The 13,150-nt window shown below is 61.1% G+C and carries 11 protein-coding genes; all 11 read right to left on the minus strand.

What is annotated here, in order from left to right:
• Nucleotides 1–4 precede the first annotated feature (4 nt).
• Nucleotides 5–451, minus strand: coding sequence for a Fur family transcriptional regulator (locus tag FH975_RS04790; protein ID WP_162320308.1), 447 nt, complete (start codon nt 449–451; stop codon nt 5–7).
• A gap of 111 nt (nt 452–562) precedes the next feature.
• Entirely contained in the window at nt 563–1,582 is a 1,020-nt protein-coding gene (locus FH975_RS04795; RefSeq protein ID WP_162320309.1) for a hypothetical protein, read from the minus strand.
• A 27-nt stretch (nt 1,583–1,609) separates the two neighbouring features.
• Nucleotides 1,610–2,479 carry a hypothetical protein gene (locus FH975_RS04800; protein ID WP_162320310.1) on the minus strand — a complete coding sequence of 290 codons (870 nt, stop codon included), beginning with the start codon at nt 2,477–2,479 and terminating at the stop codon, nt 1,610–1,612.
• 154 nt (nt 2,480–2,633) lie between these two features.
• Nucleotides 2,634–4,325 carry an alpha-amylase family protein gene (locus tag FH975_RS04805; protein ID WP_162320311.1) on the minus strand — a complete coding sequence of 564 codons (1,692 nt, stop codon included), beginning with the start codon at nt 4,323–4,325 and terminating at the stop codon, nt 2,634–2,636.
• Nucleotides 4,325–5,305, minus strand: coding sequence for a TIGR03885 family FMN-dependent LLM class oxidoreductase (locus FH975_RS04810; protein WP_162320312.1), 981 nt, complete (start codon nt 5,303–5,305; stop codon nt 4,325–4,327). The genes FH975_RS04805 and FH975_RS04810 overlap by 1 nt, the downstream gene beginning before the upstream one ends.
• A gap of 94 nt (nt 5,306–5,399) precedes the next feature.
• Complete coding sequence (locus FH975_RS04815; RefSeq protein ID WP_162320313.1) at nt 5,400–5,942, minus strand: gamma carbonic anhydrase family protein; 543 nt, start codon at nt 5,940–5,942, stop codon at nt 5,400–5,402.
• Nucleotides 5,943–5,974: 32 nt separating this feature from the next.
• The gene (locus tag FH975_RS04820; RefSeq protein ID WP_162320314.1) at nt 5,975–8,194 is read right to left on the minus strand and encodes an NADP-dependent isocitrate dehydrogenase; all 2,220 of its coding nucleotides are present in this window, start codon (nt 8,192–8,194) and stop codon (nt 5,975–5,977) included.
• 60 nt (nt 8,195–8,254) lie between these two features.
• Entirely contained in the window at nt 8,255–9,589 is a 1,335-nt protein-coding gene (gene mgtE, locus FH975_RS04825; RefSeq protein WP_162320622.1) for a magnesium transporter, read from the minus strand.
• A gap of 141 nt (nt 9,590–9,730) precedes the next feature.
• Nucleotides 9,731–11,365 (minus strand): bifunctional phosphoribosylaminoimidazolecarboxamide formyltransferase/IMP cyclohydrolase, encoded by a 1,635-nt coding sequence (purH, locus tag FH975_RS04830; protein WP_162320315.1) that lies wholly within the window; start codon nt 11,363–11,365, stop codon nt 9,731–9,733.
• Nucleotides 11,366–11,436: 71 nt separating this feature from the next.
• Nucleotides 11,437–12,117: a response regulator transcription factor gene (locus tag FH975_RS04835; RefSeq protein ID WP_162320316.1), complete on the minus strand. Its 681-nt coding sequence runs from the start codon at nt 12,115–12,117 to the stop codon at nt 11,437–11,439.
• The coding region (locus FH975_RS04840; protein ID WP_235928457.1) for a sensor histidine kinase at nt 12,114–13,150 on the minus strand (1,037 nt) is incomplete at its 5' end. The genes FH975_RS04840 and FH975_RS04835, both read right to left, overlap by 4 nt.

Genomic DNA, 13,150 nt, shown 5'->3' on the forward strand with positions numbered 1-13,150 from the left:
TCACTTAAGGGGCCGAAGGCTCTTTTGCCATCCTGGCTGCGCATTCTTCACAGACGCCCCGAAAGACCACATCGGCCACGCTGATCTGCATACTGAGGGAGGCGGGCGGTTCGAGACATGGCGCTTCGCCGTGCACGCAGTCGACATCTTCGATCCGTCCGCATTCGGTACAGACGGCGTGGTGATGGTTATCCTCGGTGCGGGTTTCGTAGCGAGCGGCGGAGCCGGGTGGGTCGAATCGGCGCAAAAGCCGATGAGACGCTAAGTCGTGCAGCACGGTGTACACCGACTGCACGGTAATGACAGGAAGCACTCGCGCTACCTGAGCATGGATTGCCTCAGCGGACTGGTGCGGATGCTCAGCGACAACCTCAAGCACAGCCAAACGTTGGCGAGTGACGCGCAGGCCACGTTCCCGAAGCGCCTGCGACCAATTGAACGTGGTTGTCATAGCCTTCATTTTGCCCTACATATGAATAACTCACAATTAGACTCTCTGAGACAGAAAAAGGCCGCCTCACAGAATCTGAGGCGGCCTTTTTCAGAGGGATCTTGGAGGTGACTACATCAAGCCCTGCGCGATGGACTCGAGCTCATCTTCGGTGATGATTTCATCCTCCGCGGGCTCATCCTCAGCTACGTCGTCGGATTCGTTCCACTCGGTGAAACTGATGGAGATCTCTGCACCTTCAGAATCCATGGAGATCTCCGAGAGAAGTGGCTCATCCTCATCAGCGGTGATGACGAACTCTATGAATTCGTCCTCCATCTCCTCGCGGTATACCCAGACATCCTCACCATCACGTGTATCGGTCTCACCAGTGATCCCCGATTCGGCCAGGGAATCCATCCCAGCCGAAGCCAACATCTCTGTCCGGAAGTTCTCTACGTACTGCTGAGGTGTTTCGATCTGTCCGCCCAGTGTGGTGGTGACATCTACCCAGGAACCCTCAGGCTCCAGGGCTTCCCGAAGATCTTCGGGGTCAGGACCGGCAGCCTCATCCGGCTGAAACTCTCGGTACTCCTCAATGAACGAATCCACGGTCTGGTAGATGGAGTCCCCGCCGTCATACAGCAGGTAATCCACCAGGTCTTCAAGCTGCCAGACTGACCCGTCCCCGGTCATGTCTCCAGCGACCACCACCTGGAGAGTTTCCTCCTCCTCAGCAACCTCCTCGGCCTCTCCCTCGGACGCTTCCTCGTCGTCTTCGGTGAGATCGTCGATCTCGTCCTGATGAGTCACCTCATCCATTCCCAACATTGACGCCGGGACTTCAGAGGTGATGGTGACCGATTCTTGGGAGCTTGAAGCTTCCCAGACGCTGTCTTCGATATCGGCCAGATCGGGTGCGTCGCCGGCTTCGGCGTCCTCGTCCTCATCCGGGTCGGGCTCATCCCCGTCTTCATCGGCGATTTCGCCGGGGGTGTCTCCCTGGTCCTCAGCACCATCTGGATCCACATCTTCCTGGCCGCCGTGATCCACGTCTTCTTGGGCACCCTCATCTTCGGGGCCGCAAGCAGTCAGCGCCAGTACCGCCACACCGAAAATACCGGTCGTTTTGTATAGAGCGTGCTTCGACATTGTTCCTCCTAAAGTGACTGCAGCGGATCAGGCGTCGGGTTCCTCGGCGCCGCCGTCATCGCTCTCTTCGTTTTCAAGTGCGTCCGGGTCCCAGCCCTGTTGTTCGGCTATGGCCTCGAAGATCTCATCCAGAGTGATGACGTTCTCGGGAGCCTCCGGAGGTCCGGAAGCGTTCCATTCGGTGAATTCGTAGTGGGAGTCTTCGTCGGTGATCTCCAGCAGGTATGGTCCGTCCTCTGCCGTGACGACAAACTCACTCTCCCCACCATCTGCGGTATAGACCCATACAGTCTCGCCGTCGCGTTCCTCAGCGTGGGCGGCCATGGCGTCTACGTCCTCGCCTGTCAGTTCATTCTGCCAGGTGGTGATGAACTCTTCTGCAGAGAAGACCGACCCTGCCGAGTCTTCGAACAGCACCCAACTGTCAGAGATGGTCTCCTCTACGAAGTCTTCCTCCACCAGGTCAGCGACTTCATCATCAAGTTCGCTGACCAACAGTGCCGCAAAGTCCTCGCCCCGGAAGTATTCTTGTCCGTCGACTGCGCGCTGGGTGAAGCTCGATCCCCCTGCGGAGAAGCTCATCTCTGATTCGCTGCCATCCAGGGCACCTGAGATCGACAGCGAACCTGTGGTGTCGTCGTCGAGGCCGTCGAAGAGCTCATCGAGGTCAGCCTCACCAGCTTCAACCTCACCGTCGATGGTCACGGATTCTGCCGCGAGCATTGCGGAGAACATATCGTCGCGGATATCGCCGAATGCGGGGACCTCAGCCTCCATGGCATCAGTGTCCTGTAGGTCTGAGCCCGGATCTTCTGCGTCACGCGCATCAAAAGGGTTGCTGCAAGCAGCCAGGCCTAGGGCCGTGAGTGCAGTGAATACGACGGAAATGCGTTGCACGGTCCTCCTCTGCAGGTAAGTGTTCGCGAGAATATTCGTTCTGCCTGGATGGGCCCTTGGTGTTCACCGAGGATGCGAAGCAGGAATGCTGTTTACCAGGGTAGGCCGGAGACACTGAATCCGTAGCATCGGCACACTGACACGCAGAGCATTATCAGAGGAGACGATAATCACCTTCAGCTGCGACTCGCAGCCAGCGGTATCCGTATCCGTCTACGGGCATTCGGCTGGACCGCTCGGAGTCGAGTTCACAGGTCTCCTCGCTGAGCAGGTCCACCAGGACCGTCCCTGGTTCCACGCTCTCGAGTGTGAACGGTACTGTGATCGGCTCCGAACCCAGATTGTGCAGCAGCACCATAGACCGCTTTTCCCATGTGGTCATATGCACCAGCACCTGAGGAACATCAGTATCAATGATGGTGGCGTCACCCCATCCAAGTTCGGGGCATTCGCGGTAGCGTTTGGCCAGTTGCGCGATGTGGTGCAACAGCGAGTCGTCATCTCTCCGGGCTTGAGCGGCATTGACGTGCTCTGGACCGAATGGCCCTTCAGTCACGGCGCGGCTCAGCTGGGAAGGCTTCGCGGTGGAGAAGCCTGCGTTCTTGCCCGAAGTCCATTGCATGGGGGTTCGTACGGCTTCGCGGCCTGGCACATCCAGGTTCTCCCCCATCCCGATTTCTTCTCCGTAGAACATCACAGGGGTTCCGGGCAGGGTGAACAGCAGTGAGTATGCCATCTTCAGCCGGCGCGGGTCTCCGTTGAACATCCCAGGGAGGCGGCGGCGCAGGCCCCTGCCGGCGAATCGCATGTGCTCCTGCGGAGCGAACGCGTCCAAGACCTCCTCCTGCTCTTCCTGTTCGAGCAGATCCAGGGTCAGTTCGTCGTGGTTACGCAGAAAGTTGGCGTACTGGGACTCCACGCGCATGCCGGCGGGTCGGGAGCGAAGGGCCTCCGCCAAGGGAGCAGAATCGCGCCGGGCCAAAGCCAGGAACAACCTCTGGTTGGTGAAGAAGTCGAACTGCATGGTGAGCTGGTCACCATTCTCTCCACCGAAGAAGGCCATCTGGTCCTCGTGGGGCAGGTTCACTTCACCCAGCAGGATTGCCGACCCCTGGCCCGAGGCGCGGCGCTGAAGAAATCCTCGCAGCGCCCGCAGATAGTCGTGCGGTTCTTCGAACTCATGCTCACCGACTCCGAGCAGCGTCCGCTGGTTGATGGCAAACGGCACAGCATCCACCCGAAACCCATCCACACCCAACTGCAGCCAGAAGCCCATGAGTTTGGCGATCTCGTCACGCACTTGCGGATTCGCAGTGTTGAGGTCCGGTTGTGTGTGCAGGAAGTGGTGGAGGTACCACTGATCGGTCTTGTCATCCAGCGTCCAGATCCCGTCCTCCTCATCTGGGAACATGGCCTGGTCGCTGGTGTCACCGGGGTCCTCGCTGCGCCAGACGTAGTAGTCCCGGTAGGGGTTGTCTATGGAGCGCCTCGCAGCTTTGAACCACGGATGCTGGTCGGAGGTGTGGTTGATGACGAGATCAACAATCACCCGCAGGCCTCGGTCGTGGGCCACTCTGACGAGCTCGACGAAATCACCGTGGTCTCCGTATCGAGAATCAACCCCGTACATATCGGAGATGTCGTATCCGTTGTCGCGCCGCGGGGACGGATAGAAGGGCATGAGCCACAGACAGGTGACGCCGATCTCTGCCAGATAGTCGATCCGCTGGGTGATGCCGTGAAGGTCGCCGGTGCCGTTGCCGGTGGAGTCTAGGTAGGTTTCAACGTCGATGCAGTAGAAGACGGCATTGTTGTACCAGAGATCGGCGGTTTCGGTGACGCGCATCAGGCTCCTGTTCGGGGTGTGTCGCGGGCCAGTACCGGGAGGATATGCTCCCCAGCGGCATCCAACCAAGGTTTTTGGTCCTGCCCCACGTGGTGTAGGTAGACGGAGTCGAAGCTTTCACTCGCTTCGGCAATCCATTCGGTATGGGCGGTGAGCGACGACGACGTCCATACCGCCTCCAGGACTGTGTCGAGACTGACTTCCGCAGCCGCTGCGTCGAAGTGCTCCGGCGTGGGAAGGTCTTGGTCCAGCGGAGAGCCGAAGACATTGGTCCGCCATTGATCGAAGGCCATGTCCTGCGCCGCTCTGTCTGTGGGGGCCCAGCTGAGGTGGACCTGCAGCATCGCGGGTCCCTGCCCGCCAGCGTCACGATAAGCGCTGAGCGTCTCGTACTGGACCCCGCCAGGTTGGTTGAGCGTCACAATCCCGTCGGCCCACTGGGCGGCGCGCCGGGCGGAGGCTGGCGTGATGCAGGTTGCGTAGAGAGGAATCGGGGTTGCGGGCCGATCGAAGAGGTAGGCATCTTCGACCTCTACTATGCCGCTGCGGTCAGTGACCCATTCGCCGGCATGCAGCCGCCTGATGATGTCAACGGACTCTTCCAGTCTGCTCCTGCGTTCAGAAAGCCTCAGCCACTTGTCTCCGGTGATGTGTTCGTTCATGGCTTGACCAGCTCCGAGGGCTACCCAGTAGCGGTTGGGGAACATCTCTCCGAGTGTGGCCGTGGCCTGTGCAGCGATCGCGGGGTGGTACCGCTGACCCGGTGCGCAGACGGACCCGATCGGGAAGCTCGTTGATGCCAACGCAGCTCCCAGCCAGGAAAAAGTGAATCCCGAGTGGCCCTGGCGCTCAGACCAGGGAAAGAAATGATCTGAACTCATCGCAGCGTCGAAACCCGCCGCTTCAGCATGCTGGACGTCCCGCAGCAGCTGCGAAGGTGCAATCTGCTCCTGGGAGGCGTGAAATCCGTATGTGGTCACGCGTGCTAACCCTCATCTCCGGTGTTGAGTACTCCGTCGCGTCTAGAGCACACTATGGGAGACCTTGCAAGGAAAAGTGAGCGTCACCTGGATATCAGCTGGAGGTCTCACCGTTGCTGCTTATCAGGGCCTCGAGGTGTTGGTCCTTCAGCGCGAGGTAGACTTCAGCGTTCTCCTGCAGTCCGGCAACTTCTTCATCTGACAGTTCGCGCCGGACTTTCGCCGGGATCCCCGCCACAAGGGACCGGGGCGGAACGTCGGTGCCTTCGAGGACTACCGAGCCGGCCGCGATGAGCGACTGCTCTCCGATCGTGGAGTAGGACAATACGGTGGCGTTCATGCCGATGAGCGCTCCATGGCCCACGGTGCATCCGTGAACTACCGCCCCATGCCCCACTGAGACGCTCGCACCAAGGATGCATGGGGCATCGGAGTCTGAGTGCACGGAGACGTTGTCTTGAAGGTTTGTCTTTTCGCCGATGACGATCCGGGACCGGTCACCACGGACCGAAACCCCGTAGAACGCGCTGGAGTCATCCTCCATCACGACCTCGCCGGTGATGGAGGCGGTGGGGGCGAGAAACACTCGCTGCCCCAGCGTGGGCGTGTTCCCCGCAACGGTGATCACATGAGCCAAGAGCTCCTCCGTTCCCAGCCGAACCGGCTCGGTCAGTTGACCAGGTCGTCGACGATCTTGTTCAGGGTTGCGGAGGGGCGCATAACGCGGAACGCCTTCTGCTCATCAGGCCGGTAGTAGCCACCGATATCGGCGGGGCTTCCCTGGACTTCCTTGAGCTCCTCAAGAATGGTGTCTTCCTGCTCCACCAGCGCCGTCGCCACGGGCTTGAACAGCGACGCCAGGTCGGCGTCGTCGTTCTGCTCAGCGAGTTCCTGGGCCCAGTACTGGGCCAGGTAGAAGTGGCTGCCGCGGTTGTCGATGGTGCCTAGGCTTCGGCCCGGGCTGCGGTTTTCCATGAGGAAAGTCGCGGTTGCCCGATCAAGGGCGGCTGCCAGGACTTTGGCTCGCGGGGCGTCGGCCTGCTCGGCGTACTTCTCCAGCGACGGAACTATTGCGAAGAATTCGCCCAGGGAGTCCCAGCGCAGGTAGTTCTCCTCCGTGAGCTGCTGGACGTGCTTGGGGGCGGAGCCGCCGGCTCCTGTTTCGAACAGGCCGCCCCCGGCCATCAGCGGCACGATGGAGAGCATCTTGGCAGATGTTCCCAACTCCAGGATGGGGAAGAGATCGGTCAGGTAGTCCCGCAGCACATTGCCGGTGACGCTGATGGTGTTCTCTCCGCGGCGTATCCGGTCCACAGAGTATTTTGTGGCGTCCACTGGGTTGAGGATGTCGAGGGTCAGCCCCTCAGTGTCGTGATCCGCCAGGTAGGTCTTGACCTTGGCTATGAGGTTGGCGTCATGGGCGCGGTTCTCGTCCAACCAGAAGACTGCGGGCCATCCGGTTTCCCGTGCGCGGTTGACGGCAAGTTTGACCCAGTCGGCGATGGGGGCATCTTTGGTCTGGCAGGCGCGCCAGATGTCACCGGCCTCCACCTCGTGTTCGAGGAGCACATCGCCGGCCGAGTTGAGCACCTGGACCTTCCCGTCAGCGGAGATCTCAAAGGTCTTGTCGTGAGATCCGTACTCTTCGGCCTTCTGGGCCATCAGTCCCACATTGGGCACTGTGCCCAACTTTGTCGGGTCGAACGCACCGTTGACCCTGCAGTCGTCGATGACGGCCTGGTAGACACCCGCGTAGGAGGAGTCCGGGATGACGGCCAGAGTGTCATCAGTGTCGCCGGTGGGGCCCCAGAGCTGACCGCCATTGCGGATCATAGCGGGCATCGAGGCATCCACGATGACGTCGGAGGGAGTGTGCAGGTTGGTGATGCCTTTGCGGTCATCAACCATTGACATCTTCGGGCCGTCTTGGAGGGCCTGCTCGTACTCGGCTTGGATTTCCTCACCCACAGCGCCCATCTTCTTGGCCCCGGAGAGGATAGAGGCCAGGCCGTCGTTTGCTGAGAGTCCGGCTTCGGCGAGCTGGTCGCCGAACTTCTCGAAGATGGTGGGGAAGAACGCCCGGACCACATGGCCGAAGATGATGGGGTCAGAGACCTTCATCATGGTGGCCTTCAGGTGGGCGGAGAAGAGCACATCGTCCTTCTTGGCGCGTTCGACCTGCTCGCGGAGGAACGTGTCCAGCGCTTTGGCGGACATGAAGGTAGCGTCCACCACCTCGCCGGCTTGGACGCCCAAGCCTTCTTTCAGCGTCGTGACTGTCCCGTCGGTGGCCACGTGCTGGATGGTGAGTTCGTCGGCGGACTCGATGACGACTGACTGCTCGTTGGCGGCGAAGTCATGCTCACCCATGGTGGCCACAGCGGTCTTCGACTCGCTGCTCCAATCCCCCATGCGGTGCGGATTCGAACGAACGTACTGCTTGATCGAGGCCGGGGCGCGCCGGTCGGAGTTACCTTCGCGCAGCACAGGGTTGACTGCCGAGCCCTTCACCTTGTCGTAGCGGGCGCGGACGTCCTTGTCCTCTTCACTCTCAGGAGACTCGGGAAACTCTGGGAGGTTGTATCCGTGCTGCTGAAGCTCTGCGATAGCGGCCTTCAGCTGCGGGGTGGAGGCGGAGATATTGGGCAGCTTGATGATGTTCGCCTCGGGAGTCTTAGCGAGCTGGCCCAGCTCAGCAAGCGCATCCGGTTCGGCCTTGTCCTCACCTACGTAGTCGGGGAACTGCGCAATGATGCGCCCCGCCAGTGAGATGTCGCGTGTCTCAATCTCCACGCCCGCAGTTGAGGCGAAAGCCTCCACGATGGGCTTCAACGAAAAAGTAGCCAGCATGGGCGCTTCGTCAGTATTGGTGAAGATGATCTTTGCCATAGAGCGGCAGCTCCCTTGAGGTCGAACGAATTTGCAGTATGAGGTCAATCTATCAACTTGTCAGAGTCCGAGGACGGCCATGGCGATCAGGAAGTAGATGATCAGGCCCGTAGCATCTACGAATGTGGAGATGAAGGGATTGGCGAAGACGGCGGGATCGGCGCCGATCTTCTTGCCCAGGAGGGGCATCATTCCGCCGGCTGATGCTGCGAGAGTGCAGACCGCCAGCAGCGTGAGGCCAATGACAGCGCCCACGTCCCAGTCCCAGCGCCAGCTGACGAGCAGGAAACCCAGCACGCCCAGTACAGAACCTAGCGTGATCCCCACTCGCACTTCACGCCACAGGACACGGAAGACATCGCGGGTGGCCACATCACCCAAAGCCAGCGCACGGGTCACCGTGGTGGCAGCCTGGTTGCCGGTGTTTCCGCCGGTGCCGATCAGCAGCGGCACGAACAGGGCCAGCACCACAACTGCTTCCAGCGTCTCTTCGAACGTGTCGAGTACCTGCACGGTCAGCGTGGCGCCCAGTGCCAGCACCAGAAGCCACACGATTCGTGAGCGCATGATAGTCAGCACCGGGGTCGAAAGGTACGGCCGGTGCAACGGTTCGGCACCACCGTGACGGGCGGCGTCCTCTGTCTCTGCTCGTTCCAGAATGTCCATCGCGTCGTCGACAGTGAAGATGCCCACGACTCGGTGTTCCTTATCCGTGACCGGCACCGCGAGGTGCTTACGGTCAGCGCAGCGGCGCGCTGCATCCTCTGCATCATGGTCGGCATCGACTGAATCCGCCTCAGACATGATGGTGTCTACCACTGTGTCTTCGTCGCTGAACATCAGCTCGCGCAGCGATACCACCCCTTTGAGCAGGCGATGTCCGTCAACGACCGGAAGCGTATAGATGGTCTCCGCATCAACTCCAGCTCGACGGATCTTCTCCATCGCCTGTTTCACGGTCCAGTGCTCGGGGATGGCCACGAACTCCGGGCTCATGGCGCGGCCGATTGTCCCGGAGGCGTACCCAAGGACGATATTGGTCAGTGAACGTTCCCGGGCGTCGAGGTGGCGCAGCATCTTCCGGGCCACTGAGGCCGGCATCTCATCCATGAGCCGCACACGGTCATCAGGGTCGAGGGATTCGAAGAAGTGCGCGACGTCGCCGTCTTTGAGGCCCTCAACAATCTCATGCTGGAGTGCCTGATCCAGCTGGTCGAAGACATGAACAGCAGTGTCCTTGGGAAGCAGGCGGAACGTGACAGCACGGTCCTTCACGCCCAGACGTTCCAGAAAGTCGACGATATCGCCGGTGTTGAGCTCATCGAGAGCTACCCGCAGATCGGTCAGACGCTCATCACGAATCAGGTCCGCAAGGTCATCCAGCTGTTCGGTCATGTCGGTCATGGCAACGCCGCCCTTGGTCAGGTTTGAGGTCTGCTGTGGTCACAGAACGCCCCAGTCGGTGCCGTGACTTCACATCTCCGCACCGTGGGGCTAGCTACTCGATCGGCTCATTTCGGTAGCCTACCTAAACTCTCAGTGATAGAAGTGTCGGGTTCCTGTGAGATACATGGTCAGCCCGGCCTCTTCAGCTGCGGCGACCACTTCGGCGTCGCGCTGGGACCCGCCGGGCTGAACAACTGCGCTGACTCCGGCCGCGATGAGACTTTGCAGTCCGTCGGCAAAGGGGAAGAACGCATCTGAAGCGGCGACAGATCCCCGCGCGCGCTCCACCCCGTCTCCGCCCAGGGTGTTGGCCCGTTGGACTGCGAGGCGGCAGGAGTCAAGCCGGTTGACCTGCCCCATGCCGATCCCCACCGTGGCCTGGTTCTTGGCCAGGAGAATAGCGTTGGACTTCACCGAACGCACCGCCCGCCAGGCGAAGGCAAGATCCTGAAGCTGGGCCCCTTCCGCTGCGGGTCCGGCGGCAAGCCTCCACTCTGAAGGCTCATCCCCGGAGGCTTGGAAACGGTCCGATGCTTGCAGCAGCATGCCGCCGGAGATCTGCTTGTACTCGACGGGGTCACGGCTGTGCTCTGGGCTGAGTTGGATCAGCCGAACGTTCTTCTTGCGTTTGAGGATGTCCAGTGCCTCCGACTCGAAGGCAGGGGCGACGACGACCTCGGTGAAGATGTCTGCAATGGCTGATGCCATCTCCGCGCTGACCTCGCGGTTGGCGGCGATGACGCCACCGAATGCGGAGAGCGGGTCACAGGCGTGCGCCGCTCGGTGCGCCTCAGCAATTGTGGCCGCAGCTGCCGCCCCACAGGGGTTGGCATGTTTGATGATGGCCACAGCAGGGCCGTCGAAGTCATATGCGGTGCGTACTGCGGCGTCTGCATCGACGTAGTTGTTGTAGCTCATCTCTTTGCCGTGCAGCACGCTGGCCTGGGCCAGACCCGGGGTGCCGTTGTGTTCGGCGTACAGTGCTGCCGGCTGATGGGAGTTCTCTCCGTAGCGCAGAGTCTGGACGCGGTCCAGCGCCAGCCCCGCGAACCGCGGGAACTCCACTTTCCTGCCCTCGCTCAGCGTTGCCGGCGCGGGAATGTCTGCGGTGTCCACATCATCAGCGAACTCTGCTGCGGTCCAGCGGGCGACTGCGGTGTCATAGCTCGCGGTATGGGCGAAGGCAAGTGCGGCCAACCGCTTCCGTGCCACCAGACTGAACCCTTCGCCTTGAGCGGCGGAGACGGTCTCGCGGTAGCGCAGCGGGTCGACCACGATTGCGACGGAGGAGTGGTTCTTGGCCGCGGCGCGGACCATCGATGGACCGCCGATGTCAATCTTTTCGATAATCTCCTGCTCAGCCGCACCGGAGGCCACGGTTTCGGCAAAGGGGTAGAGGTTGACGACCACCAGATCGAACGCGGCAATGCCTTGATCTTCCAGGGTTTTCACGTGCTCCGGATTGTCCCGGTCAGCCAGAATGCCGCCGTGGATGCGCGGATGCAGGGTCTTGACTCGGCCGTCGAGCATCTCCGGGAAGTCGGTAACCTGCTCCACTGCGGTGACCGGAATGCCCGCCTGCGTGATCCGCGCCGCGGTGGACCCAGTGGACACAATCTCAACTCCGGCCTGGTGCAGACCAGCGGCGAGCTCCGCAAGACCCGTCTTGTCGAATACGGAGATGAGCGCCCGCCTGATCGGGTGGAAGCCTTCTGAACTGGTCATCGTCTCTCCTTATACATCTCCGAACTGGACCATGGGCCAGTCTAGCCCGATGCCCAGACTGTTCCGGAGCCTCAGTCGTCGAACTTATAGCCGAGGCCACGAACGGTGACCAGCAGACGGGGGTTGGCGGGGTCCGTTTCCACCTTGGACCGCAGCCGCTTCACATGCACATCAAGGGTTTTGGTATCTCCGACGTAGTCGCTGCCCCAGACCCGGTCAATGATCTGACCCCGGGTGAGCACCCGGCCGGCATTGCGGATGAGGATCTCCAAGAGTTCGAACTCTTTCAGCGGAAGGTTCACACTGCGCCCGGCTACCTCGACACTGTGCCGCTCTATATCCATCCGGACCGGGCCGGCCACAATCGTGGATGAGTCGTCGAACTCCGTATCCACGTGGCGGCGGAGCACGGCGCGCACCCGGGCCAGCAGTTCGCGGGACGAGTACGGCTTGGTCACATAGTCGTCAGCGCCAAGCTCCAATCCCACCACTTTGTCGATCTCTGAGTCTTTCGCGGTGAGCATGATCACCGGTACTGCTGAGCGCAACCTAATCTGCCGGCACACCTCAGTGCCAGGCTGGCCGGGGAGCATCAGGTCCAGCAGGACCAAATCGGCACCCTCTTTGTCGAAAACGTCGACTGCTTCGTTGCCGTCTTCGGCAACAACAACGTCGTAGCCCTCCTTCTGGAGGGTGTAGGACAGCGCCTCAGAAAACGAGGGCTCGTCTTCGACGATGAGAATCCTGGTCAAGGTGTCTCCTCTTGTATGGAATCCGGCTCGGAGGCCGAACGTGGTTTCTTCTCGATCCGTGGCACATGGTCAGTGACGTTCTCTTTGGGGCTGAGGGCGGCGTCGTCGTCCGTGAAATCCTCGTACCCCAGACCGCTAAGGTCATCGAGACCCTCTTCAAGTTCGGGCAGCCGGACAGTGAACGTGGACCCGCGGCCCGGCTGCGACCACAGGGCGACCTCCCCGCCATGGTTGCTGACGACATGCTTGACGATGCTCAAGCCCAGTCCGGTGCCACCGGTGGACCGCGAACGCGCAGCGTCTACCCGATAGAACCGTTCGAAGATCCGCTCCTGGTTCTCCGGGGCGATGCCGATGCCCTGATCAGTGATGGTCACCTGGGCTATTCCGTCCCGAGAGGACAGGCCAATCCCCACCCTGGTGTACTCAGGTGAGTAGCGCACCGCGTTGTCAATGAGGTTGCGGAATGCCATTGTCAGTTGGTCTGGATCTCCGTGGACCCGCCGCGGCAGCTCTCCGCCCACTCGCAGGTCGATGGTCTTCACTTCCGCCGGGAGTCTGGAGCGGTCCACCGCTTCAGCGATCACCATGCTGAGATCCACGGGGACACCGGCGTGGACCACGTTCTTCCCCTGAACCCGGGAGAGTTCGATGATGTCCTGGACCAGCACGGCCAGCCGATTGGACTCTTTGTGGAGACGCTTGGAGAAGCGTCGGACAGCCTCATCATCATCGGCCGCGCCCTCAATAGTCTCAGCCAGCAGGCTGATGGCGCCGACCGGGGTTTTCAACTCATGGGAGACGTTTGCGACGAAGTCATTGCGCACTGCCTCGGTGCGGCTGACCTCGGTGCGGTCATCGGCCAACACCAGAATGTACTCATCCCCCAGCGGCGCAACTCGCAGATTCACCACAATGGAGGTCTCGCCCTGCAGGCCGCGGGGAAGCTCCAGCTGCTCTTCGATGATGACTCCGTCGCCGCGAACTCGTGCGGTCAGCCGAAGCACCTCCTGGTGGACCACGGTATGTCCGC

The sequence above is a fragment of the Nesterenkonia haasae genome (assembly GCF_010119385.1).
GTDB classification, from domain to species: domain Bacteria; phylum Actinomycetota; class Actinomycetes; order Actinomycetales; family Micrococcaceae; genus Nesterenkonia; species Nesterenkonia haasae.